Source organism: Pseudomonas sp. GW822-FHT07A10 (genome assembly GCF_058798795.1).
Map to the genome: position 1 here is coordinate 75,397 of NZ_JBXAKV010000006.1, position 25,306 is coordinate 100,702.

The 25,306-nt window shown below is 59.9% G+C and carries 27 protein-coding genes; 8 read left to right on the top strand and 19 right to left on the bottom strand.

Annotated elements, in window-relative coordinates; translation table 11 throughout:
• Positions 1-62: 62 nt before the first annotated feature.
• From AC1RL4_RS12395 to AC1RL4_RS12460, 14 genes are all read right to left on the bottom strand, one after another.
• Entirely contained in the window at positions 63-980 is a 918-nt protein-coding gene (locus AC1RL4_RS12395) for a dihydrodipicolinate synthase family protein (RefSeq protein ID WP_230172861.1), read from the bottom strand.
• A 114-nt stretch (positions 981-1,094) separates the two neighbouring features.
• Complete coding sequence (locus tag AC1RL4_RS12400; RefSeq protein ID WP_096480776.1) at positions 1,095-2,123, bottom strand: trans-3-hydroxy-L-proline dehydratase; 1,029 nt, start codon at positions 2,121-2,123, stop codon at positions 1,095-1,097.
• A gap of 25 nt (positions 2,124-2,148) precedes the next feature.
• Positions 2,149-2,871, bottom strand: coding sequence for an amino acid ABC transporter ATP-binding protein (locus tag AC1RL4_RS12405; RefSeq protein ID WP_019581950.1), 723 nt, complete (start codon positions 2,869-2,871; stop codon positions 2,149-2,151).
• On the bottom strand, positions 2,864-3,514 hold the full coding sequence (locus AC1RL4_RS12410; RefSeq protein WP_028939784.1) for an amino acid ABC transporter permease: 651 nt from the start codon (positions 3,512-3,514) through the stop codon (positions 2,864-2,866). The genes AC1RL4_RS12405 and AC1RL4_RS12410 overlap by 8 nt, the downstream gene beginning before the upstream one ends.
• A gap of 10 nt (positions 3,515-3,524) precedes the next feature.
• On the bottom strand, positions 3,525-4,190 hold the full coding sequence (locus AC1RL4_RS12415; protein ID WP_018928302.1) for an amino acid ABC transporter permease: 666 nt from the start codon (positions 4,188-4,190) through the stop codon (positions 3,525-3,527).
• Positions 4,183-5,961, bottom strand: coding sequence for a cis-3-hydroxy-L-proline dehydratase (lhpI, locus tag AC1RL4_RS12420; protein ID WP_230172859.1), 1,779 nt, complete (start codon positions 5,959-5,961; stop codon positions 4,183-4,185). The genes AC1RL4_RS12415 and lhpI overlap by 8 nt, the downstream gene beginning before the upstream one ends.
• Before the next feature lie 10 nt (positions 5,962-5,971).
• Positions 5,972-6,790 carry an ABC transporter substrate-binding protein gene (locus AC1RL4_RS12425; protein WP_019581953.1) on the bottom strand — a complete coding sequence of 273 codons (819 nt, stop codon included), beginning with the start codon at positions 6,788-6,790 and terminating at the stop codon, positions 5,972-5,974.
• Positions 6,791-7,218: 428 nt separating this feature from the next.
• Positions 7,219-7,578, bottom strand: a complete 360-nt coding sequence (locus AC1RL4_RS12430) for a DUF6124 family protein (protein ID WP_096480775.1) — start codon at positions 7,576-7,578, stop codon at positions 7,219-7,221.
• Positions 7,579-7,984: 406 nt separating this feature from the next.
• Complete coding sequence (locus AC1RL4_RS12435; protein WP_096480774.1) at positions 7,985-8,734, bottom strand: AraC family transcriptional regulator; 750 nt, start codon at positions 8,732-8,734, stop codon at positions 7,985-7,987.
• A gap of 71 nt (positions 8,735-8,805) precedes the next feature.
• Entirely contained in the window at positions 8,806-10,059 is a 1,254-nt protein-coding gene (locus tag AC1RL4_RS12440; RefSeq protein WP_096480773.1) for an NAD(P)/FAD-dependent oxidoreductase, read from the bottom strand.
• On the bottom strand, positions 10,056-10,292 hold the full coding sequence (locus AC1RL4_RS12445) for a (2Fe-2S)-binding protein (RefSeq protein WP_008074690.1): 237 nt from the start codon (positions 10,290-10,292) through the stop codon (positions 10,056-10,058). The genes AC1RL4_RS12440 and AC1RL4_RS12445 overlap by 4 nt, the downstream gene beginning before the upstream one ends.
• Positions 10,285-11,400, bottom strand: a complete 1,116-nt coding sequence (locus AC1RL4_RS12450) for an NAD(P)/FAD-dependent oxidoreductase (RefSeq protein WP_230172857.1) — start codon at positions 11,398-11,400, stop codon at positions 10,285-10,287. The genes AC1RL4_RS12445 and AC1RL4_RS12450 overlap by 8 nt, the downstream gene beginning before the upstream one ends.
• Positions 11,397-12,329, bottom strand: a complete 933-nt coding sequence (locus tag AC1RL4_RS12455) for a 4-hydroxyproline epimerase (RefSeq protein ID WP_019581958.1) — start codon at positions 12,327-12,329, stop codon at positions 11,397-11,399. The genes AC1RL4_RS12450 and AC1RL4_RS12455 overlap by 4 nt, the downstream gene beginning before the upstream one ends.
• 105 nt (positions 12,330-12,434) lie before the next feature.
• Entirely contained in the window at positions 12,435-13,106 is a 672-nt protein-coding gene (locus AC1RL4_RS12460; protein WP_007935506.1) for a GntR family transcriptional regulator, read from the bottom strand.
• A gap of 150 nt (positions 13,107-13,256) precedes the next feature.
• On the opposite strand from AC1RL4_RS12460, the gene AC1RL4_RS12465 reads away from it, so the two are divergent.
• Positions 13,257-13,604 carry a hypothetical protein gene (locus AC1RL4_RS12465; RefSeq protein ID WP_019581959.1) on the top strand — a complete coding sequence of 116 codons (348 nt, stop codon included), beginning with the start codon at positions 13,257-13,259 and terminating at the stop codon, positions 13,602-13,604.
• Between the two features lie 109 nt (positions 13,605-13,713).
• On the opposite strand, the gene AC1RL4_RS12470 is transcribed toward AC1RL4_RS12465, so the two are convergent.
• Positions 13,714-15,837: a TonB-dependent receptor gene (locus AC1RL4_RS12470; protein ID WP_230172855.1), complete on the bottom strand. Its 2,124-nt coding sequence runs from the start codon at positions 15,835-15,837 to the stop codon at positions 13,714-13,716.
• A 190-nt stretch (positions 15,838-16,027) separates the two neighbouring features.
• Between AC1RL4_RS12470 and AC1RL4_RS12475 the strand changes: the two genes are divergently transcribed.
• The 5 genes from AC1RL4_RS12475 (at position 16,028) to AC1RL4_RS12495 (ending at position 20,651) form a co-directional block, all read left to right on the top strand.
• Positions 16,028-16,390 carry a metalloregulator ArsR/SmtB family transcription factor gene (locus tag AC1RL4_RS12475; RefSeq protein WP_096480769.1) on the top strand — a complete coding sequence of 121 codons (363 nt, stop codon included), beginning with the start codon at positions 16,028-16,030 and terminating at the stop codon, positions 16,388-16,390.
• A 47-nt stretch (positions 16,391-16,437) separates the two neighbouring features.
• Entirely contained in the window at positions 16,438-17,442 is a 1,005-nt protein-coding gene (locus AC1RL4_RS12480; protein ID WP_019581962.1) for an ArsJ-associated glyceraldehyde-3-phosphate dehydrogenase, read from the top strand.
• 9 nt (positions 17,443-17,451) lie between these two features.
• On the top strand, positions 17,452-18,672 hold the full coding sequence (arsJ, locus tag AC1RL4_RS12485; RefSeq protein WP_018928291.1) for an organoarsenical effux MFS transporter ArsJ: 1,221 nt from the start codon (positions 17,452-17,454) through the stop codon (positions 18,670-18,672).
• Positions 18,673-19,010: 338 nt separating this feature from the next.
• Positions 19,011-19,610, top strand: coding sequence for a trypsin-like peptidase domain-containing protein (locus AC1RL4_RS12490; protein WP_019581963.1), 600 nt, complete (start codon positions 19,011-19,013; stop codon positions 19,608-19,610).
• Positions 19,611-19,748: 138 nt separating this feature from the next.
• Positions 19,749-20,651, top strand: coding sequence for a universal stress protein (locus AC1RL4_RS12495; protein ID WP_230172854.1), 903 nt, complete (start codon positions 19,749-19,751; stop codon positions 20,649-20,651).
• Here the strand turns inward: AC1RL4_RS12495 and AC1RL4_RS12500 are convergent.
• Positions 20,645-21,061 carry a hypothetical protein gene (locus AC1RL4_RS12500; protein ID WP_018928288.1) on the bottom strand — a complete coding sequence of 139 codons (417 nt, stop codon included), beginning with the start codon at positions 21,059-21,061 and terminating at the stop codon, positions 20,645-20,647. The genes AC1RL4_RS12495 and AC1RL4_RS12500 overlap by 7 nt on opposite strands.
• Positions 21,062-21,441: 380 nt before the next feature.
• On the opposite strand from AC1RL4_RS12500, the gene AC1RL4_RS12505 reads away from it, so the two are divergent.
• Complete coding sequence (locus tag AC1RL4_RS12505; protein ID WP_019581965.1) at positions 21,442-22,278, top strand: undecaprenyl-diphosphate phosphatase; 837 nt, start codon at positions 21,442-21,444, stop codon at positions 22,276-22,278.
• A gap of 69 nt (positions 22,279-22,347) precedes the next feature.
• Here the strand turns inward: AC1RL4_RS12505 and rfaH are convergent, their stop codons facing one another.
• From rfaH to galU, 3 genes are read right to left on the bottom strand one after another with little or no spacing between them, the layout of a single operon-like run.
• A complete protein-coding gene (gene rfaH / locus AC1RL4_RS12510) occupies positions 22,348-22,854 on the bottom strand; it encodes a transcription/translation regulatory transformer protein RfaH (protein ID WP_019581966.1) in 507 nt (168 codons plus the stop codon).
• A complete protein-coding gene (locus tag AC1RL4_RS12515; protein WP_230172853.1) occupies positions 22,851-23,282 on the bottom strand; it encodes a phosphohexomutase domain-containing protein in 432 nt (143 codons plus the stop codon). The genes rfaH and AC1RL4_RS12515 overlap by 4 nt, the downstream gene beginning before the upstream one ends.
• A gap of 49 nt (positions 23,283-23,331) precedes the next feature.
• Positions 23,332-24,165 carry a UTP--glucose-1-phosphate uridylyltransferase GalU gene (gene galU / locus AC1RL4_RS12520; RefSeq protein ID WP_018928284.1) on the bottom strand — a complete coding sequence of 278 codons (834 nt, stop codon included), beginning with the start codon at positions 24,163-24,165 and terminating at the stop codon, positions 23,332-23,334.
• 659 nt (positions 24,166-24,824) lie between these two features.
• Here galU and AC1RL4_RS12525 point away from each other — a divergent pair.
• The gene (locus AC1RL4_RS12525) at positions 24,825-25,265 is read left to right on the top strand and encodes a low molecular weight protein-tyrosine-phosphatase (protein WP_172901207.1); all 441 of its coding nucleotides are present in this window, start codon (positions 24,825-24,827) and stop codon (positions 25,263-25,265) included.
• Positions 25,266-25,306: the final 41 nt, after the last annotated feature.

Here is a 25,306-nt window from a genome sequence, read left to right on the forward strand (position 1 = left end):
TCCTGTAGAGGCGCGAAAACAGGTAGCCGGGCCGGACCTGCAAGGATCCGCCCGGCAATCACTCAGAGACCGACGTCCGGCAACTCCGGACGATTGGCCATGGCCTTGGCCATGATCTGCTCGACGAACTCCCGATCCGCTTGCGGCAGTGCCAGGCGTGGCGGACGGGTCAGGGCGCTGCCGCGACCGGCGATGGCTTCGCAGAGTTTGATGCACTGCACCAGGTCGGCACGGGCATCGAGGTGCAGGATCGGCATCAGCCATTCGTAGATCGGCATGGCTTCGGCGAAGCGACCGGCCTTGGCCAGGCGGAAGATGGTTTCACCTTCTTTCGGGAACACGTTCGACATGCCCGAGACCCAGCCTTCGGCCCCCACCGCGATGCTTTCCAGCACCACGTCATCGAGACCTGCGAACAGCACGAAACGGTCGCCGACTTCATTGCGCACGTCGATGAAACGGCGGGTATCGCCAGAGGAATCCTTGAAGCACACCACGTTGTCGCAGTCGGCCAGGGAAATCAGGATGTCCGGGGTGATGTCGTTTTTGTAGATCGGCGGGTTGTTGTAAACCATCAGCGGTACGTCGGCGTTCTTCGCCACGTAGCGGTAATGCTCGGCGGTCTCGAACGGCTTGGAGCCGTAAACCAGCGCCGGCATCAGCATCACGCCGTCGACACCGACCCTGCGCACCGCGTTGGCCACCTTGGCCGCTTGCACGCTGGTGAATTCAGCCACACCGCAAATCACCGGCACGCGGCCGCGAGAGGCGTCGACCGCAACTTCGGTCACGGCGATTTTTTCTTCGGCGGTCAATGAGGTGTTTTCCCCCACCGAACCACACACCACCAGGCCCGATACGCCGTCACGGATCACGTTGGAAATCACCTGGTGGGTTTTTTCCAGGTTGATGGAGAAGTCATCGTTGAATTGAGTGGTCACCGCGGGGAAGACGCCACTCCAGTTTATGCGCTTGCTCATTGTTGCCTCCGGTTCGTTTTTGTATTTCGTATACGATATTTTAAATGCCGATACTCGGCCAGTGGTTTTTTTGAATCAATCAGGGTTTTTTATAGCCGTTGGTCTGGGGGAGTTTCAGGCGCCGGGCCAGGTGTCTGACAGGCGATAGCCCTGTGGCCAGGGATCGCTGGGGTCGAGCAGCAATTGGTGGGTGCCGGTGATCCAGGCCCGGCCGGAAATGCACGGGTAGATCGCTGGGCGGCCGGCCACTTCGGTCATCGAATCGATGCGGCAATGGAATTCGGAACCGAGGATCGAACGGCCGATAAAGCGCTCGCCAACCTGCATCAATCCCTTGGCCTGTAACACTGCCATACGCGCCGAACAACCAGTGCCGGTGGGCGAGCGGTCGATCTTGCCGGGTTGAATCACTACCGCGTTGGCCCCGGTGGCGATGCCATTTTCAACCACGATGGGCGCGGCAATCTGGCAGAAGGAAATATGCGACCACTCGGGGTTCAGCGGATGGACGAAGCCCAGTTGTTCATTGGCCGCGCGGGTGATTTTCAACCCGACCTCGACCAGCTCGGCCGCCTCGTCAGGGCGGATGGAAAAGCCCAGGCGTTTGGCGTCGGCGATGACAAAACTGTCGCCACCGTACGCGGTGTCGACCTGTAACGAGCCGAGGCCTTCGACTTCGATCCAGGCATCGAGGCGATCAGCGAAGGAGGGCACGTTCTTGATTTCTACCCGTTCGACCTTGCCGTCACGGCAATCGGCCACGGCTTCGATCAAACCGCCGGGCGCTTCGAGCACCAGCCGGGTTTGCGGTTCGGTCATCGGCAGGATGCCGCTGTCGAGCAGCACCGTGGCGACGCACAGCGAATTGGAGCCGGACATCGGTGGCGTGTCGGCCGGTTCCATGATGATCCACGCCATTTGCGCCCGAGGGTCCTTGGCCGGCACCAGCAGGTTGACGTGGCGGAACACGCCGCCGCGGGGTTCGTTGAGGACGAAATTGCGCAGGGTTTCATCCTTGGCGATCCAGCGCGATTGCTCCCACACGGTGGCGCCGGGCGGTGGGGCGACACCGCCGACGATCACATCGCCGACTTCGCCTTCGGCGTGGCAGCTGACCACATGAATGACTTTCGATGAACGCATGGCTGACTCCTTTTATCGCCGGTCGTTATTTCACTGATTTGAGAAACGCCGCCGTTTCCGCATGCACCGGATTACCGATCACCTGATCCGGCGAGCCGATCTCGTGCACCAGGCCATTGCGAAAGAACGCCACACGGTCGGACACATCGCGGGCAAAGCGGATTTCGTGGGTCACCAGCACCATGGTCATGCCGTCTTCGGCGAGCATGCGCATGGTGTCCAGCACCTCGCCGACCAGTTGCGGGTCGAGGGCCGAGGTGGCTTCGTCGAACAGCATGTAGTCCGGCGACATGGCCAGGGCGCGGGCGATGGCCATGCGTTGCTGCTGGCCTCCGGACAACTTGCCGGGGAAGGTCTTGAGCTTGTCGCCAAGGCCCACGTGGGTCAGTTGCTGCACCGCCAGCTCTTCAGCTTCGGCCTTGCTTTTGCCCAGCACTTTGCGCGGCGCCAGCATCACGTTTTCCAGCACGGTCAGGTGCGGGAAGGCATTCCATTGCTGGAACACGATGCCGATTTTCTGCCGCAGGCGGTTGAGGTCGGTGGCGCTGTGATGGACCTCGACGCCGTCGACCCGGATGTTGCCTTTCTGGATCGGCTCCAGGCCGTTGATGCACATCAGCAGGGTCGATTTGCCGGAGCCCGAGCCGCCGATGATCGACACCACTTCGCCCTTGTCCACCGTCAGGCTGACACCCTTGACCACGGCCAGATCGCCGAAGGATTTATGTACGTTGTCGATCTCAATCATTTTCTTGCCACCTTCTTTCCAGACGAGCGCCCAGGCGTGCAACCACCAGGCTCATGACGTAATAGATAAGGCCCGCGATGCACAGCACCAGCAACGGTTCCTGAATGCGGGTGACGATGGTTTGCGAGGCGCGCAGCAGTTCGACGATGCCGATCCACATCACCAGCGCGGTGTCTTTCATCACCCCGAGCACCAGGTTCAGCCAGCCGGGGAAGGCCACGCGGGTGGCCATCGGCAGGACGATCCAGCGCAGGTCCTGCATAAAACTCAGGCCCAGCGAACGACTGGCCCGCCGCAAGGTGAACGGCACCGACAGCACGCCGCTGCGCACGATCTCGGTGAAGTACGCGGCGGTGTAGACCCCCAGCACAATGCAGCCGACGCTGAAGGCGCTGAGGTTCAAGCCGACGATGCTTTTGAGCGAGTTGAACAGCACGAACTGGATCAACAGCGGCACGCTGCGAAACACGTCCAGCACCCAGGCCAGGGGCAGGCTGGCGCGTGGCAACAGCGCTCGCAGCAGGCCAAACAACAGCCCGGCGAAGGAGCCGAGGATGATCGACCAGAACGTCAGTTGCAGGGTGACCCAGGCGCCGTCGAGCAGGAACAGCAGGTCATTCCAGGAAAAACTGGTGGAAAACATGGTCAAGCCCTCAGTAACGGAACAACCGCCAGGCCATCAGCCGGGCTGACGCGACGATCGCCTTGGCAATCAGGTAATACAGCGCCGCGGCGATGGCGAAGTATTCGAAGGTGCGGAACGTTTTGACGTTGTAGTCCTGGGTCACCCCGGTCAGGTCATTGTTCAGCCCGACGATCACCCCCAGCGACGTCATCAGCACCGCCCAGACCATCTGATTGGTCAGCGGGTAGAAGACGATCCGCAACAGCTGCGGGACGATGATCATGCGGTAGGCCTGGAAGGCACTCATGCCCAGCGAACGCGCGGCGCGCACTTGCGTGTCGGGGACGGCCTTGAGGCCGCCGCGAAAGTTCTCCGCCAGATACCCGGCATTGTTGAAGGTGATCCCGGCGAGCAGGGCGAACCATGAGCTGACGTGCAAGCCCAGCGAGCCGAGGCCGAAGTAGAGGACGTAGATCTGGAACAGCGACGGGGTGTTGCGCGCGATCGATACCCAGCCGTTGCCGATGCCGCGCAGCAGCGGGGTTTTGCTTTCGCGCATCACCGTCAGGGCCAGGGCGATCAGCACGCCGAAGATCATCGACAACGCGGCGGTCTCGAAAGTGACCCAGGCACCGGCGAGCATGTCCGGCAGGGCGCGCAGGGTGGCGCGCCATTGGAAGGTGTAATCAAACATGCGCGAGCGTCTCCAGAGGGGTGGCAATGTTCAGCCAGGCCGGCAGACGACCGCTGGCCTTGGCACTGCAAGCGGTATCGACACATTCAGCCAGGCTGGCGAAATGCACCTTGCGACCCACCAGTCCGGGTGCGTAATGGGCGTATTTGCCGGAGTTGGTCATCAAGGTTTTTGCACCCGGCGGGATCACCGGTTCGCCGAGCATGCACCAGCAGGTATCGGTGACCAGGGTCGCGCCGAAGGCTTCGATCACGGCGATATGCCCGGCTTCGCGAGCCTGCTCCAGCACGGCGCGGCCGCAAGTAATGGCGAGGACCACGTCGGGGTGTTTGTGCCGACCCAGGCACAGTCGCGCCAGGTGAGCGAACTCGCTGAGGGAGAAATGCGGGTTACCCAGCGAGACCACATCCACCCGGCTGTCGCGGGCACTGTTGAGTTCGCGCCAACTGACCAATAGATCCTTCAGACGGATTGTTTCCACGGGCAGGGCTACATCTCCCTCCAGCACCTGCGCCGGGTCGATAGCTTCCGGGGTGATCCCGGCGATATGGAACAAGGGAGCGGCGGAGGTGGTGGCAAACGCTGCGCCGAACGCCTTGAGGTCGTCCAGGCTCGGCTTGCGGTTTTCCAACCCGCGCACCAGTGGAATCCGGCTGCCCGCCAACGTGCCGATGTGGTAACCGAGCAGCGGGTAGAAGGCATCGTCCAGTTCACCCAGGGCGGGCACTTCGACCTGCAATCGGGCCTTGCGTTGTGCGTCCAGGTGGCAGCCGATCAACGGGGCGCGGCCGGTCAGGGCGATGCAGATATCCAGGTAGTCCGGGTACTTCAGGGTGCGTGCCCCCAGCACGCTGTTGGCGTAGACCACCGCGTTGGATTCGGCCCAGACGATCTGCTCGCCCGCCTTGGGTGCGCTGTCGAGCAGGTAGGGCGCACAGGTGAAACTGAGTTGCGCACCCATCGCCATATAGGCATCGCCCAAGGCGCTGGCCGGTTCGCCAAGCGCCGGGTCGATGCCCAATTCGCGCCAGCGGCGCTGGTCCACGGAAATTGAATTGAGGGTGGTGGGCACCCGCACGTTGGCGCCCCATTGCACCAGTTGTTCGGCAAAGCGCAGGCTCGCAGGTCCGGTGTAGATGCAGCCGTCGATATGCGCCTGGGTGACATCCACCAGGCGGCGGGCACCTTGCAGTTCGGCCATGCGCAGAACAATCTGCATGGCCACTTGTGCAGCCTTGCCATGTTGGCCGTCGAGCAGCGCCCGGTCGTGTTCGGTGAGTTCGAGCGGGGCGCTTGGGTCTTGCGTTTGCAATGGGCTGTCGAGTGCCTGCCAGGCATCGCCCGGCAGGTGTTCGAACACGGTTACCGAGGCGCCGTCGACCCGAGCGAAGGCCTTGCCGCGCAACGCGGCGAAGGCCTCCCGGCCGATGCACAGCACCGGCAGGGAACGCTCGAAAATGGTCTGCGCCACGAGCACGCCCAGGGTCAGGATCTCATCGGGCTCAGCCAGCACCAGTGCGGCCGGTGCGTGGCCGTTGCTGATCAGTTCCATCAACACGCTGCTGCCGGTGCACGAGCCGCGACCGCTGGGAATGGCCAGCACGCGGCCGGCCAGGTATTCGCCGCTGAGCGGGTGGTGACGGTCAATGATCTCGCCGCTAAACGGATCGACCCCGCCCCAGAAACTCAATCCGATATCGGCGAACAGCAGGGCGCCCTCGGCGGCGCCCGCGACCAGGCTGCGACCGGTCAGAGAAGTGGGCCTAGGCATGCCGGACACCTCAGTAGTAAACCTGTGGCACGGTCAGGTTGGTCGGCGGGATTTCAGTGCCGACCCATTTGACGAACAGCTCTTTGTAACGACCGGTGCGCACCTGTTGGTTGACGAACAGGTTGAGGTAGTTGAGCAGGCCATACTCGTTACGCTTGGCCCCGAGGGAGACGTAGTCGATCACGTACGGCGCGTTACCGGCGACTTTCAGGTTTTTGTATTTGCCCGATTTGAGGGTGGCGGCGGCCACGGTATTGGTGACCACGGTGGCGTCGATGTGGCCCTGGGCGACGGCCAGCAGGGTGTCGTTCTGCGACTGATAGGCGCGGAAGGTGCCGGTGCCCCAGTTCTTCACGTCTTTCTCCAGGGCGATGGCTTCATAGGTGCCGCTGGTGTTGCCCACGGGTTTGCCCTTGAGGTCATCGAAGCTGTTGATGCCGGTGTCGTCGCGGGTCAGCACCACCATCTGGAAGGCGAAGTAGGGCACCGTCAGGCCGACAGTCTTGGCCCGTTCGAGGGTGTCGGAAGTGGAGGCGACGATCACATCGGCCCGCCCGGAGACCAGCGCCGGAATACGGTCCGGGAACGGCGTCTCGACCACTTCGGCCTCGACCCCGAGGATTTTCGCCAGGTCACGGCAGTAGTCCACGTCGAAACCGGCCGGGTTGTTACCGGCATCGCGGAAACCCATGGGCGGGAAGTCCAGGGTCACGGCGCAGCGCAGCTTGCCCGAACCGATGATGTCGTCGAGCTTGTCGGCCTGGGCGGTGGCAATGAAAGAGGTACTGAGAACAGCGCTGAGGGCTACGGCAAATGCGGGGTTTTTCATAGAGGCCTCGTTGATGTGAAGTGCTGTTGGATATCGTATTGGGGATTTCGTATACGATATTAAATATAGCAATCAGCGTGCCCGTTTCCAGGCCGAGGCGTGAATTTGTTGGCAGACCTTGGAAGTAGAGGTGTTGCGGTGCGTCAGAGTGACGCCGTGAGGGGCGGGGGCCGCGATGGTGGGTGTTACAGATGGGAGCAATGGTTGTGCGGGGCGCCCCTTTAGGGAACATCGGCGCCCTGCGATCACCCCGTGCTCTGACACACCCATGTGGCGAGGGGGCTTGCCCCCGTTGGGTTGCGAAGCGACCCCAAAACCTGCAACCGCGGTGTATCAGAGAAATCGCATACACCGGATTGACGACTGCTTCGCAGCCGAACGGGGGCAAGCCCCCTCGCCACAACAAGCCCCTTTGCCACAGATTCTGGCTAGCCCTGCGGATCGAGGTTATCCAGCACTCGATTCACCGCCAATTCACCGAGCATGACCACCGATTGAATCCCCAACATCACGTTGCGATGGGGCATCTCCATCAACCCGGCGAACTCACTGAGCATCATGCTGGCTGACGCCAGGGATTCGCAGGCATTGACCAGCAGGGTTTCGTTATCGACCTTCTCACCCACATGGTAAATGGTGCTGGGTTTGCGCTTGGTGTCTTTGGGGATGGGTGGTTTGAGGTAGTGGTCCAGGGCGCGGTCGGCGGCTGCGTGGAGTTTTTTCGAATCGAGGGATTCGTAGGGGGAAACGTCGTCGGTTTCCGGAGGATTTGGCGTTGGTTTGAACATAGATGGAGCTCCATATGTGATTAGAGGAGCCATCACTCTCGCTACCAAACGAAGAGGTGGTGGCCATACGAAGGTTGGTAGACCGGCCCACATGGCAAAACCGGCGTGCCCGAGGGCACCCTACGCATGGCCACCATAAATACAAATGCTGAAGAAGCACCTGCATAAGGTGAAGCTATGCGACATGTGAACGGCGGGCTACCAAACCCGATCGCTGTTTTTCAGCGACAGGGAAACGATATAGCTCCGGTCACAGGCGCACTAGCCGGCGGATTCTGGCGTAGTCGTAGGCAGAGGCGCAAGGATGTGTAGCCTGGGTGAGTGTCTGGAGATGTCTATTAAACATCGCCTGTTTATTGGTCTTACTGTGTGTTGATCATTCCCATGCTCCGCGTGGGAACGATCCTTAGCGCTGAGTATCGCGATACTGGCTCGGTGACAGACCGGTCAACGCACGAAACTGCCGGCTGAACGCACTGTGGTCGGTGTAACCGCAGCGCAGAGCGATCTCGGTGATCGGCAACTCGGTGTGCAGCAACAGCCGCGAACCTTCTTCCAGGCGCGCCTTGTTGATCATCTGCCGTGGCGTGAGCTGGAACACCCGCTTGCAGTGACGCTCCAGTTGCGCCACGGAGTAACCGGCGATGGCGGTCAGTTCGGCAAGGCTCACGGGGCGGGCGAAGTGGCTGCGGATATGCGCGTCCACGGCGGCGAGTTTCTGGAATGCGGGGTGATTGGACTGTGGCGATTGCAGGTCGCGGGAGATCCCGGCCAGGCCCACGATGTGACCCTGTTCATCCTTCAAGGCGAGTTTGTGGGTCAGGCACCAGATCGGCTGGTTGCCGTAATACAGGTGCAGTTCCAGTTGGTCGGCCATCTCGCGGCCGCTGGACAGCACCCGCCGATCCTGTTCGGTGTACAGCGGGCCGAAGCGTTCCGGGAAGACCATCTCGGCGGTGAGCCCCAGCAGATCTTCGCGATGTTTGAAACCGCAACGCCGGGCCAGGGTCTGGTTGACGAAGGCGTAGCGAGCTTCGCGGTCCTTGATGAAAAACACCACGTCCGCCAGGGTGTCGAGCAGCGGCGCAATCGGCTGCAGGCTGTTCAACAGCGTGGGCAGATCGCAGGGTTTGAAGGTGCTGAGCGAGGGGTACATGGCGCTGGGGTCTGAGGGCGACCCCGGGATCATAGAGGCTCGACAGCGCGGCTGAAACCCCCGAGGGGGTTTCAGGCTGGCGGGGTGTCGTCCAGGCACATCAAGGTCTCGATTCGTGCCGGGCTGAAGGGCGGGCGGGGGGCCGAGGGTTGCCAGCCAAACAGGTGCTGCACCGCGCCACCACACACCCGGCCCTGACAGGCGCCCATGCCACAGCGACTGGCCAGTTTGGCTTCACGCCAGTCGGTGTGCCCGGTCAATGCGCCGTAGGGCACGTCTTCGCAGCGGCAGACCAGGGTGTCGGGGCGGGCCAGGGATTTGAGTTGCGGGTCGAGGGCGAAGGCCTGATTCAGTGCCTTGGCGAAACCCTGCCAGCGTGCCCGGCGTGGCCACAACTGGCGTGCCGCTTCAAGGTCACCGACCGCCGCGTGGCCAGCAATGGCACCTTCGACCAACGCCAGTTCACTGCCACCAAACCCGGTGCATTCTCCCGCCGCATAATGATCGACGCGACTGGCCTGCCAGGCATCCACGGCCAACGCCTGACCCTCGATGGCGTAACCCAGTGCCTGGCCCAATTGAATGTTCGGGATCAAGCCGAAACCACAGGCTAACCGATCACATTCAAGTTCGATGATTTTGCCCTGCTGTTGCAGGCGCACACCTTCCAGCCGGTCAGTGCCAAGGGCGGCCAGCACATGAGTTGCAGTGCGGTAATGGCGGTCGAACAGGCTGAACGATTGCAGCCATTTGCCAGGCCAGCGGGGCAGTTGCGCGGCGAAACCGGCGACGGCGGTGCGCGAGGCTTGCTCGGCGATGCGCTGGATCTGCGCGCCGTGTTTTTTCGCGGTGGCGGCACTGGCCAGTAACAACGGGCCGCTGCCGGCGATCACCACGCGCTCACCCTGCACCGGCAGGCCCGCCTTGATCAGCGCCTGCAAGCCACCAGCGCCGGTCACGCCGGGCAACGTCCAGCCGGGGAAGGGCAGCAGCAACTCGCGGGCGCCGGTGCACAGAATCAGCTTGTCGTAACTGATCAGCCAACCGGCATCGTCATTTTCGACCAACAGTTGTTTCGGACCGGGACTGGCGATCACCCGGGTGCCGGCGTGACGGCGGATGTTGCTGCACGCCTGCAAACGTTCACGCAGGCGACGGGCCTGATCGGGCACATTGGCTTGCGGACCATCACGCCAGATTTGCCCGCCCGGCAGCGGATTGTCGTCGAGCATGACGATGCGTGCGCCACTGGGGGCAGCGGCAAGAGCAGCGGCCATGCCAGCGGGGCCGGCTCCGATGATCAGCACATCGGCGTATTCGTTCATGGGCATGTCTGCACCTGCATGCCGTCACGGCACAGAGTCTGGCAGGCCAGGCGTCGCCGGCCGTCGATGGTCACCCGGCATTCCTGGCAAATGCCCATGCCGCACAGCGGTGCGCGGCGTTGGCCACTGACCGAAGTGCGCGTGCAGCCGTCGCTGCCCAGCGCCAAGGCAGCGGCGACGCTGGTGCCCTCGGCCACCTTCAAGGCGCGGCCGTCCAGCAGTAATTCAGGCATAGACGGGTTCTCCGAGGAAACGCTGGGGCAGATAGGGTTGCGCGGCCAGTGGCGGGGTTTCGTTGAACAGCTGCGCCACCAGCAAGTCGGCCGTGCCGGGGGCCGTGGTGACGCCCAACCCTTCGTGCCCGACCGCCAGCCACAAGCCCTGCTGCTGTGGGTGCTGGCCAACCAGCGGCAGGCCGTCGGGGCTGGCGGCGCGAAAACCGGTCCAGGCGCGGATGCCGTTGAGTCGGGCCAGCCCTGGCATGTACTCGGCGGCACGCTTGAGCATTTTTGCCAGCATCCAGCCTTCGACCTGCGGGTCGGTGGTGCCGAATTGCCGCGAGGCACCGATGAACAACTGCCCGGTGGGGCGCGGCTGAATATTGCAGGCGGTGGATGGCCCCGTGGCGTTGTGGGCGCTGGTGACGTAACCCAGTTCCACCAGGGTGTGAGTGACCGTGCGGGGGTAGCGGTCGGTAATCAGCAGGTGGCCTTTTTTCGGCTCGATGGGCAACTCCGGGCACAGGTCGCTGGCCTGAATGCCGTTGGCCAACACCACCGCTTCGGCCCGCAACCAATGGCCGTCATCGAGGCAAACGCGATTTCCATCGACCGCGCTGACCCGCGCCCGGTGCTGACGGATGTTCGGTGTGTCGAGCATCCAGCGGGCCGTCGCCGGCGCATACAGAATGCCGTCGCCATTGATCAGCAAGCCGCCTTCCAGATCCTCGCGCAGTTCCGGTTCACGCTGACGCAAGGCGCTGGCGCTGACCAGTTCACACGCCACGCCCTGGGCTTTCAGGTTCAGGTATTTGCTGTGGGCGACCGCCATTTCCTCGGCGTTGGCCGCCAGCCACAGTGTGCCGTTGTTGCGGTAAGCGCAGCCGTCGGGCAGGTCTGGCGCCAGTTCACGCCAGCGTTGCAGGGAATATTGGCTCAGGGCCAGTTCGGCCGGGTTGTCATCGAGCACCAGCAGGTGGCCCATGCCTGCCGCCGTCGCACCGTGCAGGCCGGCGTCCAGCACCAGCACCTGCAAGCCACGACGGGCCAGCGCCTGGGCGCAGGCGGCGCCGATGATGCCGGCGCCGATCACGATCACATCGGCCACCAGGCCCTCGCTCATGGGCGAATGCCCCAGGCGAACGGGTCATCCTGTTCGATGATCAAACTGGCTTCGGCGCTGATAAAGGCACGGCCACGAATGGTCGGCACGATGCGCTCGCCTTGCCATTCATAAGAACCTTCGAACTCGCTGCCGATGACACTGGCCTGACGCCAGATCTGCCCCGGTTGCAACTTGTCGTCGGCCGCCAGGCACGCCAGTTTGGCACTGGTGCCGGTGCCGCACGGTGAGCGGTCATAGGCTTTGCCGGGGCATAGGACAAAGTTGCGGCTGTCGGCTTGATCGTCATCGGCGAACAGCTCGATATGGTCGATCAACCCGCCGTCTTCGCCACGAATGCCTTGGGCTTCCAGCGCTTGTTGCACGGCGTAGGTATAAGCGGTCAGCGCGTCGAGGTTGTCGCCGGCGACCCTCAGGCCATGCTCGGCGATCAGGAAAAACCAGTTGCCGCCCCAGGCAATATCGCCGACCACCTGGCCGATGCCCGGCACCTGCAACACCAACGCCTTGCGGTAACGGTAGGCCGGCACATTGCGCACGCTCACCGAGTGGTCTTCGTGCAGGGTCGCCTGCACCGTCCCCACCGGCGTCTCGATGCGGTGCACGCCGGGGCCGATCTTGCCCAGATGCGCCAACGACGCCACCAGGCCGATGGTGCCGTGGCCGCACATGCCCAGGTAACCGCTGTTGTTGAAGAAAATCACCCCGGCACAGGCGCTCGGGTCTACCGGTGTGCAGAGCAGGGCACCCACCAGCACGTCGCTGCCTCGTGGTTCCAGCACGCAGGCGGCGCGCCATTGATCGTGATGGTCGGCCAGCAACTTACGCCGTTCAGCCATGCTGCCGGTGCCCAGGTCAGGAAAACCGGCGGTCACCAGGCGGGTCGGTTCGCCGCCGGTGTGGGAGTCGATCACGGTGATGCGTTTCATGGGAGGGCCACGTCCGTTCAGATGAGTGAACGCAAGAGTGGCCTGTGCAGCGGGGTGCCGGCTTGATGGATTTATCCTGTGCCGATGACGAAATCGGCACAGCGCTTAGTGAGCGTGGGGCAGGTGTTCGAACAGGGTCTTGCAGACTCCGGCAATGTGTTCGTCAAGCAGCTTCACCGCCAGCTCCACATCGCCGGCACGGCAGGCCGCGAGGATCTCACGGTGTTCGTGATCGGCCCGTTCCTTGCCGGCCGACAGGCTCATCTGCATGCGCAGGTAGCGCTCCAGCTTGTCGTTGACCGATCGAATCAGGCTGACCAGAAACGGCCGTTGTGCCGGTTCGTAAAGGCAAGCGTGCAGCTCCCAATTGAGCTCGGCCCAGCGGCCTACGTCGTCCTCGCCGATGAATTCCTGACAGATACGCTCGGCCCGGGCGAAGGTTTCTTCGGTCATGTTGGGAATGGCCAGGCGCAGTATTTTGTCTTCCAGCAACATGCGCACTTCGAACATCTGCGCCAGCTCGGCATCGGAAACCCGCGTGACCATCGCCCCGCGATTGCGCTGGAACATCACCAGCCCTTCGGCTTCCAGCCGCTTGAGGGCCTCGCGCACCGGAATCTTGCTGACGTTGAACTGGCGGGCAATGTCGTCCTGGCGAATCGGCTCATCTTCGGCGAAATGCCCGGCGACGATCGCGTCGCGCAGATGACGGGTGATGATTTCCGAGGTCGAAGGCGTATTGCCAAGGTCGGGAGCGTTGAGTTTGGGTAGGTTCACGGCGGCGGTCGTTTGGAAGTGAGATAGCGATAGGGTATACGAAATCCTTTCGCTGATCTTCCTTGGGCCGTATGAACCTCAGGACGTATGCTGTACCCCGGATCGCTTCGCCACGCAGTGCAGGCTCGACCAATCCCGACTTCAAGGAACATGGATGTGAGAAACAAATACGCAGCGGGTCTGTTTTTTTTACTGACGATTGTGGCTGTTCAATGTGCTTATTCCAGCGGTATGGACGAGTCCGTCGAGAACGCCTCACTGCTCAGCAAAATACTGGATGGGAATGACACGATGAACTTGACCCAGGCTAGCGAATACTCAGCCGAGAATCGTTCGGTCAACATCGATGTAGATCACTCTCCGGAGGAGGCCAAAAAACTTTGCTCCGAAATCAGTGCCATCGTTGAGTATCACGACTTGGTTTTTGCCCCAGGCTGGACTGTGCAGATGACCACCCCAAGCACTGATGGTGCCGTTATCGCAGTCTGCCCGCTTTAAAACGAATGCCTGTCAGTAAACTGCGCAAAACGCGTGGGGGCGAGCAGACTCGCTCCCACGGGTATTTTGCTTACCTGACCGGCAAGGGCGTTTGATTTCAGGTGTTCAGTCAGAACCGGTAGTTGGTACTCAACTCCAGGGTCCGTGGCGCTCCAGGGGTGATCAGGTCCACGGAGCCATGGGCCGAGGCGTAATAGTCCTTGTCGAAGACGTTACGCAAACGCAGCGCCATGTCCCACTTCGGCAGGTTATAGAGCAATGCCGCGTCCACGGTGGTGTAGGCGGGCATGACCACCCGGTTGTCCAGGGCGGTGTAGCGGTCATCGACATAGTTCGCGCCCATGCCGACACGCCAGGTGTTGGTCAGCGAGCGCACCAGCCAGAGGTTGGCACTGTGACGCGGGGTCAGGGTCGGTGTCTGGCCTTCGTTGGCGACGCCATTGGTCCGGTTGTTGGACTTGGTGATCTCGGCATCCAGGTAGGCGTAGCCGGCATAGACCTGCCACTTGTCGCTCAACTGCCCGCTGGCGGTCAGTTCCAGGCCGTCGGTGCGCTGCTCGCCCGACAGGACCAGTTTGGTCGGGTTCGCCGGGTCGGTGGTTTTCATGTTGGTGCGTTCCAGGCGGAACAGCGCCGCCGTCAACGCCAGGCGATTGTCGAGCAGGTCCCACTTGCCGCCGATTTCGAAGTTAGTGGTTTGCTCCGGTTCAAGGTCCTGGTTGGTGGTGCTCAGGGCGAAGACTTCGGAAGACGGCTGGTAAGAGCGACTCACCGAAATGTAGTAGGACTGGACCTGATCAGGCTGGTAGACCAGGCCTGCACGCGGGCTCCAGGTGTTGTCGGTTCGAGACATGGTGGCGCGGGTCAGGTCATCCGAATATTCCTGGTCGAACACGTCATGGCGCACGCCCAGCAGCGCTTTCCAGTGCGGGGTCAGTTCAATCAGATCCTGGACGTAGAAACCGGCCGTGTCCTGGGTATTGGTGCCCTTGGCGGTTTGCCGATTGGCCTGGAACGGTACGTCGACCAGAGCATCGCGGTACACCGGAACCCGCGCTACGTTGTTCTGGCTGAAGACGGATTGATCCTTGACCTGGCGCCCCAGTTCCACACCATAGAGCAGGTTGTGGTTCATCCCGGCGAGCGTGGCCTGTTGCTTGAGTTCGGTCTGGTTGAACCAGCCGTCTTCCTTGCGCTGCACGTTGCCGCGGTTGAGCTTGACCAGCAATTCGCCGTTGGGGGCAGTGACGAAGCGTGTCGGGCTGGAGTCGGCGAGGGTGTTGTTGCGATCCAGGTCGTAGTGGTAGTAGCGGCTGGTGTTGCTCAGGGTGAAGTCGTCGTTGAGGCGGTAGTCGACGCCCGCCGTGAACGAGAACACTTCGCTGCGAGTGTAATCATCATCCGGGTCGGCGGCGCCGAAGCGCTTGTCCCGGTCGACATTGACCGGACGGTTGCCCAGCGCGGGGATGCCGAAGTCGATCAGGCGTTTATCGTAGAGGTACGTGGCGCCCAGATTCAGCTCAAGATCATCGGAGAGCTTGAAGTAGGCCGAAGGCGCAATGGCCTTGCGGTCGATGTAACCGTCATCGCGGAAGGTGTCGCTGTTTTCCAGTGCGCCAGTTACCCGGAAAGCCTTGTCGTTTTGCTGCTGATCGGCCCAGCCCGCATCGAACTGCGTGCGCTTTTTGCCTTCGCTGTCGAAGCTGACACCCACTTCCTGCTTGGGAGTGAAGTTGGGTTTCTTACTGATGCTGTTGATCAGGCCACCGGATGAACCGCGGCCATAGAGCACCGCTGCCGGCCCCTTGATCACTTCCACCCGCTCGACGTTAGACAGATCGCGGAAGTACAGCGCGTCGTCGCGGACGCCATCGACGTACATGTCGCCAATCGCACTGAAGCCGCGAATGGTGACCTGATCGCGCTGGCCATCGCCATTGGAAAGACCGATGCCAGGAACGTTTTTCAGCACGTCTTCCATCGATCGCGCGCCCTGGTCCTTGATCACGCTCTGCGGGATCACGTTCACCGTTTGCGGAATGTCGCGCAGTGGGGCATCGATCTTCAGCGCACTGCGGTTGTCGGTCGGCCTGTAACTTTGCTCGCTGTAATCACTGGTCACAGCGGTGGCAGGCAAGGTGACTGCCGATTGGGTTTCTGCCTGTAAATCGGGGACTGCCAACAGCCCCAGCAGTGAGAGAGAGGCGGGGTAAATGCGCGGTAAAGCCACCATGAGCTCCTTTTTGTATTGTGACGCTAATGATAACGATTACCTTTTGTAAGTAAATAAATATCATTCAGCTATGAAGTCGACACACTGACTGTTGGCGCTTTACCGCACATGCGGAAAAACATATATTCGGCCAATCGCATATAAGCTGATGCTCCGTTGTGACGCATAGCCCAAACCAGCGAGAACCGAAATGTCTGACTCTCTGACGCCGACCACCGTTTTCAAATGCCTGGCTGACGACAACCGCGTCCGCATGATGCTGCTCATCGCCCGTGAGGGAGAGTTGTGTGTTTGCGAGCTGACCTGCGCGTTGAACGAGAGCCAGCCGAAAATCTCCAGGCACCTGGCGCAGTTGCGCACCTGCGGATTGCTGGCGGACCGTCGGCAAGGTCAATGGGTTTACTACCGATTGCACCCGACTCTTCCTGACTGGGTGAATCAGATGCTGATCGTGGCGCTTCAAGCCAACACGCACTGGTTGAGCCCCGATGCCAAACGCCTTGAACAAATGGGCGACCGTCCTGAACGGGCAGCCGCCTGCTGTCCGGCTTGATGATTGCCAAAGCACCCTCCCTGACAACCGCTACAGAGCACCTCGACATGACTATCAAAGTGGGCATCAATGGTTTTGGCCGCATCGGTCGTCTCGCCATGCGCGCCGCCTGGCACTGGCCAGAGTTTGAGTTCGTGCAGATCAACGACCCGGCAGGCGACGCGGCGACGCATGCGCACCTGCTGAACTTCGATTCGGTGCATGGTCGCTGGAATGATCAAGCCAGCGCCGAAGGTAACTGCATTGTCATCGACGGCAAGCGCATCAAGGTTTCTGCCAACAAGGCGATTGCCGATACCGATTGGTCGGGCTGCGATCTGGTGATTGAAGCCAGCGGGAAGATGAAGACTGTCGCGGTGCTTCAGGCGTACCTCGACCAGGGCGTCAAGCGCGTGGTGGTCAGTGCTCCGGTGAAAGAAGAGGGCGCGCTGAACATCGTCATGGGCGTCAACCATCAACTGTTCAATCCGGCGGAACATCGCATCGTTACCGCTGCGTCGTGCACCACCAATTGCCTCGCGCCAGTGGTCAAGGTGATCCATGAAGCGCTAGGCATTCGCCACGGCTCGATCACCACCATTCACGACTTGACCAACACCCAAAGCATTCTCGACCAACCCCACAAGGATCTGCGTCGCGCGCGGGCTTCGGGCATGAGCCTGATCCCGACCAGCACCGGTTCGGCCACCGCCATCGCGGAAATTTTCCCGGAGCTGCGCGGGCGACTGAATGGCCACGCGGTGCGCGTACCGTTGGCCAATGCTTCGCTGACTGATTGTGTGTTCGAGGTCGAGCGCGTCACCACGGTTGACGAAGTGAATCGGTTTCTCAAGGACGCGTCCGAGAACGAACTCAAAGGTATTCTCGGTTTCGAGGAGCGCCCGCTGGTGTCCATCGACTACCGCACCGATCCGCGCTCATCGATCATCGATGCGCTGTCGACCATGGTCATCAACGGCACCCAGGTCAAAATCTATGCCTGGTACGACAACGAATGGGGTTACGCGAACCGCACCGTTGAATTGGCCAGGATGGTCGGTCTGGCCGTTTAAGGAGCGTTGATGAAAGCCTTGTCAGCCCTCGCGCCGTCAGTGCGGCAATACCTGCTTGTTACGGGCAATTACTGGGCTTTTACCCTCACCGACGGTGCCTTGCGCATGTTGGTGGTGCTGCACTTTCACGGGTTGGGCTACAGCCCTTTGCAAATCGCGGCGTTGTTTCTGTTCTACGAACTCTTTGGCGTGATCACCAACCTGCTGGGCGGTTATCTCGGTGCGCGACTGGGGCTGAACCGGACCATGAACATCGGGCTGGGAATGCAGGTTGTGGCGCTGTTGATGCTGACGGTGCCAGTCACCTGGCTGACGATTCCTTGGGTGATGGGGGCTCAGGCGCTGTCGGGGATCGCCAAAGACCTGAACAAGATGAGCGCCAAAAGCTCGATCAAGCTGCTGGTGCCTGACGGGCAACAGGGCACGCTTTATCAATGGATAGCCATCCTCACCGGCTCGAAGAATGCCCTCAAGGGCGTCGGTTTCTTTCTCGGCGGGGCATTGCTCGCCCTGATCGGTTTCAGAGGGGCGCTGCTGGCCATGGCAGGCGTTCTTTCGCTGATCTGGCTCGGCAGCCTGATCCTGTTGAAAAAGGACCTGGGCAAGGCGAAAGCCAAGCCCAGGTTCCGCGACATCCTCTCCAAGAGCCGGGCCATCAACATCTTGTCGGCGGCACGGATGTTCCTGTTCGGTGCCCGCGATGTCTGGTTCGTCGTGGCTTTACCGGTGTACTTGAGCAGCGTTTTTGGCTGGGACTTCTGGAAGGTCGGTGGATTCCTCGCGGCCTGGGTGATTGGCTACGGCATTGTGCAATCGCTCGCGCCGCGGATCACCGGCAAGCAACGAGGGCATGTCCCGGATGGTCGCGCGGCGTTTCTTTGGGCGGTTGCCTTGGCAGGCCTGCCAGCGGCAATCGCGCTGGGGCTGAACACCGGGTTGTCGCCGCAGTGGGTGCTGTTGGGTGGTTTGATGATCTTTGGTGCGTTGTTCGCGGTGAATTCCTCGCTGCACAGCTACCTGATCGTGTCCTACGCCAAGGAAGACGGTGTATCGCTGGATGTGGGCTTCTACTACATGTCCAACGCCATGGGACGGCTGATCGGCACCGTGCTCTCCGGTTGGGTTTTTCAGGTCTTCGGGCTGGAAGCGTGTTTATGGATATCCAGCGCATTTGTTATTTTCGCGGCACTGATTTCTGTTAGGTTGCCGCGGCATTCCAACGTGCTCTAAATCGCTCTAAAAGTGCTGTTTCACGGGTTTTACACTTATTAAGTGTAACTTCCATTTATATTTATTTTGGCGCATGCGACATTTTTCAGGCGCCAAATATTTGAAGTTTTTTATATGTAACGAAAAGCGATTGTTCTTAGCGCAATTAATTCATACACACGCTTACAACCTAGGCCATACATTACCCACCAGAACGGGCAGCGAGGAAAAACCACAACAACCTGATCACTAAAAATCTGACACAACAAAAACTAAAATCTCCTTATAAGTCGGTGAACATCATGATTAAAATCATGACCTACTTTTTAATAGGAGCTGGTATTGCAGGATGCAACGGTATGGTAAAACCCGACTTGTCGGGGCCTGCCAATGATTCATATTTCTCAGTCTTCTCAGGCTTTCCCTTGCCTTATCTGTACACCGCCTCGGCCGTGCAATGGAACGAGGATTACGCCGTTACCACCCGCCACACCCCACTCATTCGCAACGTGATATACAGCTGCAGCACCGGTTGCGACCTGGTCTTCATCAAGCACAAGGCCGACGGCCATTATCCGTCATGGCGCGCACCGCGCGTGGGTGAGCACATCACTGCCGTGGGAACGAGCCCGTATATGACAACGGTCAGCGGGCAGGGCAAGGTGTATCCGGCGCCTTTCATCAACAGTGATGAAGGCAGCGGCGAACGCTATGCCATCCATGATGCCCCGATGATCAAGGGGATGTCGGGTGGGCCGGTTATCGCCAATGACGGCAGCATTGTCGGTATTAATGTCGGATTCTTCTCCACCACACTTCACGATGTGAGTTTTCACCCTGGGGTAAAGGGCGCTGAGCGGATCAGTATCTTTATTCCTTACTCGATCATTCAGCGTGAGTGGGGGTTGATGCAGGCACAGCTTAATGATCAGCACGGCACGAAATATGCCCAGAAGTAGTGTTGGGTTGTCACCCGGTTGGTATGGGGTGACAGCTCTTTAGCTCGTTATTGAATCCAGGCGTATATTGATAGTGTCGATCCCGTTAGTTGAGGCGATAGCAGGTCGTCGGTGGTGACGGGGGTCTGGAGGTGTTACATGAGCCAATATCAACGACTCTTTCTGATAGCCGGCCCAGCCATGCGTCACACTCCAGCGTTGGAACGAGCTGTCGCCATCGCCGAAGCCACTGGCGCAGCGCTGCACATCACGGTGTTTATCGAAGACTCTCACCTTTTGGGTTTGATGAGCGCCGGTGCGCGGTTTCGTGAGGCCTGTCAGCAAGAGAACGAAAAGTGGCTGAAGGATGAAGCCGATCTGATACGCGGACGCGGGGTCACGGTAAGCACCGAAGTGCTTATAACCCGCAGCGCGTTGCAAGAGATCCTTCGGCATGTGGCAGAAATGCAGCCGGATCTGGTGATCAAGGACGTGCAGCACGAGTCTGCACTCAAACGCGTTTTCGTTACGCCTCTGGATTGGCACCTGTTGCGCGAATGTCCGGTGCCTGTGCATCTGGTCAGCGAAGTCAGGTGTCCGCTGCCGCGGGTGATCGTGGCGGCGGTCGATCCGTCGCAACCCGAGACGCAGATCACCGGCATCAACGACCGCATCATCCAGGCAGCGAACGGATTGGCCATGCAATGCAACGCAGAACTGCATTTGCTGTATGCCTATGATCTATCGCTGACGCATATAGCCGACGCAGGCGCTGGGGCAGTGACGATGCCAGGCTTCAACAGTGACCTGCGCAAGTCTCTGCATCAGTCATTCATCGCATTGGCCGACCACTATGGAGTGCCCACCGAGCGACAACACTTCGTTGCGGGCCCGCCCGGCAAAGCGCTGGCTGACTTTGCAGCGCATCACCAGGCCGATGTGATCGTCATGGGCAATGCGCATCGCAAGGGGTTGGGCAAGTGGGTGGGCAGTACGACGGAGCATGTGCTGTATCGAGTGCCCTGCAACATCTTCGCGGTCACGGGGCCAGCGGATCAGTGAATGGAGTCGTTGTTAAATGATTCGCGAGGGACGCCTCGGCGACCGGGGCGGTTTTTTTTGTGGGCACGTGCCGAGATGTCCTCGAAGGTATCGCTATCGGTTGCCGCAAGGAGCTTGCCACCGTCCTTCAGGGTGGCCATGAAGGTCACTTCCGTGTTGTTGCCCGCGAGCAGATAGCCAGCGATGGCACCGACCGGCCCCAACAACATTGCGCCCGCAATGCCCAGGCCGATGGCGCTCTTTATATTCTTGTTGGAATCCGTGTTCTGGATCGTTAGATCTTTAAATTCCGAGACCGGGAAGCTTTTCCCCAGTCGTGGCTTAAGGGCCGTTTTGAGCGTGATGGTACCCGAGTGATATTCCCCGTCGCACTGCGGGAAGTCACCAGCGAGCACTATGATCTTTGCCATGTGGAATGTTCTCTTGGGCGATCATTTTTGGGGTAGCCATTGCGCGCGTCCAAACTCAAAACGTCAACGAGCTGACGATGAGTGGCAGCCATGGATTTGCAACACACAAGTATCAGTCTTCCGGGTCAATTTCTTCTTCAGGCGTCCATCTGGCGTCGGGCCGGGCGGGGGTAGGATCGTCCGGCATGGTTATTCCTCCAGTCATGAACGCAAAGCGTAGCAGGCGGATAGGGCCGTCGAGGTGTTCATAGCCCTGGTCATGGACGTTTTATAACGTTTGGCTCAAGCCGGCGGGTAATGCGTTTTAATTCTCCGTTGACCCGACAGATGCTCGGAACCAACAACAGACCTTTCAGCCGAGAGGGGTTAACGGGGGATTAATGGACTTCTGGACCACCACGCAAGTATCGATTCTAGGGCTGGTTGAAGGACTCACAGAGTTTTTGCCGATCTCCAGTACAGGCCACCAGATTATTGCCGCGGACTTGCTCGACTTTGGCGGTGAGCGAGCCATGGCGTTCAATATCATTATTCAGTTGGGCGCTATTCTGGCGGTCGTCTGGGAGTTCCGTCGCAAGATTCTGGACATCACCACGGGTTTGCCGACCCAGCGAAATGCACAACGTTTCACTCTGAATTTGTTGATCGGTTTTTTGCCGGCGGTGGTCCTGGGGGTGATGTTCGCCGACAAAATCCATCAGTATCTGTTCAACCCGATCACCGTGGCCGTGGCGCTGGTGATCGGCGGGATCATCATGTTATGGGCCGAACAGCGCGAGCACGTGGTAGTGGTCGATCACGTGGACGAGATGCGCTGGACCGATGCCTTGAAAGTCGGATGTGCACAATGCCTGGCGATGATTCCCGGCACTTCGCGCTCAGGGTCGACGATTATCGGCGGGTTGCTGTTTGGCCTGTCACGCAAGACGGCCACCGAGTTTTCGTTCTTCCTGGCGATGCCGACAATGGTGGGTGCCGCGGTGTACTCGGGCTATAAATATCGCGACCTGTTCCAGGCCGCAGATTTGCCGGTGTTTGCCCTGGGGTTTGTCGCCGCTTTCGTCTTTGCGATGATTGCCGTGCGCGGGTTGCTCAAGTTCATCGCCAACCATAGTTATGCAGTGTTTGCCTGGTACCGGATCGCCTTCGGTTTACTGATTCTGGCGACGTGGTTTTTGGGTTGGGTCGACTGGAATCACCTCTCGGAAGGGGCGTAGGTTTTCCTGTGTTGATAAAAAACGCCGCTTGTTGTTAAGCGGCGTTTTTGTGTGAGCAGCTAAAAGCATCTAAAGCTTGTTGACCCGCGCCAGTGGCAGGCTGATTTGCTGTTCACGCTGCAGCAAATTCATCATCAGCAGCACCCGTTCTTCGCCGTCCATGGCCAGGAACACCGCTTCGAGATCGCAGAACGGACCTTCAGTGATGCGCACCGCATCTCCGTGTTTCAACAGCGTGGTCACGATCGCCTGGCTGTCCGGTTCCTGGAGTTCGTCGATCAGCGCATCGCGGATCGGCAATGGCTGACCGCCAAACCCGACGACCCGCGAAACGCCGCGGGTCGAGCGCAGTGGACCCCAGCTGTCCTGAAGGCTCAGTTGAATGAACAGGTAGCCCGGAAACAGCGACTCGCTGATCACTCGACGCTGCCCGCGCAACATGCGCTCACGTCTGTAGGTCTTGCGAAAGCAGGCATAGCCTTGGCGCTGCAAATGTTCTTCGGCGCGCTCATCTTGTTTGGGCTTGCACTGGACCAGGTACCAGGCTTTGGTGGCGTGTTCGGCAATCGCGTTCATTCAAATGCCCTCCCTGCATCGATCTGCTCCAGCAGCTCGGCGGTTTTGCGCTGCAGGAGCGAGCTGTCGCCCCGACTTTCCACGGTCAGGCAAGCTACGCAACCCTCGCCCGAGAGGCGCAAGCTGAAGCGCCAGTCGGCAAAGACCAGGTTCAGCCCGCTGCTCTCATTGAGGTCGAGGGCATCGCGGGCGTAACGCTGCTTGATGCTCGCCAACAGCGCCGGACCATCCTTGACTTGGCGGCGGATCTCCCCGGAAGAGGGAAACGCGCCGATGCGTTCCACCAGCAGTACCGGTGGTTTTCGCACGCGAGGGGAAATCAGTTCCGACGCATAGGCGCGCACGATGCGGTACGCGAGGTTGTGCTTAAGGTCAGCGCTATACGGGTGGCGACTCTCATCTGCCTTGAAACCGCTCAACGTATTCATAGAGGCTTCGTCCATAAGGTGATAAAGACCATATCGGGGGACAGCAACATCACAGGGCGTTTTGATGCAGATGCTCGAAGCAGAAGTTGGTGGCTTCGATATAACCTTCGGCACCGCCACAGTCGAAGCGTCGACCCTCGAACTTGTAAGCCAGTACGCAGCCGTTCTGGGCCTGCTTCATCAGCGCATCGGTGATCTGGATTTCACCGCCCTTGCCAGGTTCGGTGTCAGCGATCAGGTCAAAGATGTCGGGGGTCAGAATGTATCGACCGATGATCGCCAGGTTGGACGGAGCGTCTTCCGGACGGGGTTTTTCGACCATGCTGTTGACCCGGTAAATCCCCTCGCGAATCAACTCGCCGGCAATCACGCCGTACTTCTGAGTCTGCTCGCGGGGTACTTCCTGGATCGCCACGATCGAACAGCGGAACTGCTCATAAAGCTTGAGCATTTGCGCCAGAACTCCATCCCCCTCCAGGTTCAGGCACAGGTCGTCGGCCAGCACCACGGCGAATGGCTCATCACCGATCAACGAGCGGCCGCTGAGAATGGCGTGCCCCAGGCCTTTCATTTCCACCTGACGGGTGTAGGAAAAGCTGCAGGTATCGATCAGCTCGCGAGTGCCGTGCAGGAACTTTTCCTTATCGGTGCCACGAATCTGGTGCTCCAGCTCGTAGCTGGTATCGAAATGATCCTCCAGCGCGCGCTTGCCGCGACCGGTGACGATGGCCATGTGTTGCAGGCCAGCGTCACGCGCTTCCTCGACGGCGTACTGGATCAGCGGCTTACTGACGATCGGCAGCATCTCCTTCGGCATGGCCTTGGTGGCGGGTAAAAAGCGGGTCCCATAACCGGCGGCGGGGAACAGGCATTTACGAATCATGGAAGCGTCCTTGAAAGTAGACTGATGGAATAGCTGATGGCAGTAGGAAAGGTTCGATCCAGGCTGGCCGAACCGGTCACGCTGGGGAGTGCGGGCTCGAAGCGGCCCGGTCACTCGAGAAAAATGTTCGCAACGCGCCAGGGGCTGCGAATGGTCTGCACGCCATGCTTCTCGCCAGGCGCGGGCAGGGGAGGCATCGAGCAGCCGATTGGCCGGCGAGCATGCCCGGTTGTTCCACGGCATGCTCGTGACGTAACCCGCTGTAAATAGAGTTATTGCCCAAGGCGTCCCTTACCCAACTACTAACCAAATGTTCGACACCCTGGCAATGCACTAGCGGAACGGCTATACATTAGCCATTCGCTATTTCAGTGTAATTTAGATTGAACGGCCGCCATAAAACGACAACTGTTAGAAATTGTCTGGATAAATTCGATAACTGTTATTTTCACACTCTGGAGAGTGTGGTGTTATTTTTTGTCTGGATAAAAAGTTGGGGGCTGTTCAAACGTCATGGTAATAAATACGCATTGATTGTTTGAAAGTTTCAGTCGCAGTTCCTGGCCATTATAAGTGCCCGGGCTCATTCGTAATTTAAAGCTCTTATGTTCGGCAAGTGCTAGGTCACCGCCAATGTTGACAAGACGGGGAAGGTCATCTTGCTTAAAAGGGTTTTGATTGTCTGTGTTGGCAATATATGCCGCAGTCCCACCGCGGAGCATTTGCTGCGCGGGGCACTCGTCCATTCCGATATTCAGGTCAGTTCGGCCGGCCTTGCCGCCCTGACGGGCAAGCCCATCGAGCCGACAGCACACGCCGTACTCACGGAGCATGGTCATCTGCCCCATGAGCACCAGGCCGTTCAACTTACGTCTCAAGCCGTTAGTGAGGCGGACTTGATACTGGTGATGGAGCGGCGGCATGTCAGTGGCGTGCTCAACATTGCCCCTGAAGCGCGGGGCAAAGTGTTGCTGTTGGGCAAATGGCAGGACGATCGAGAGATCAGCGACCCCTACCGTCAAGGCAAACCTGCTTTTGTGCACGCTTATGCGTTGATCGAAGAAGCCGTACACGCATGGGCACAGCGTCTGGCACGCTGATGGCCACTTCCTTTTTGAATCGTAATCAAGGCAAAGAATCC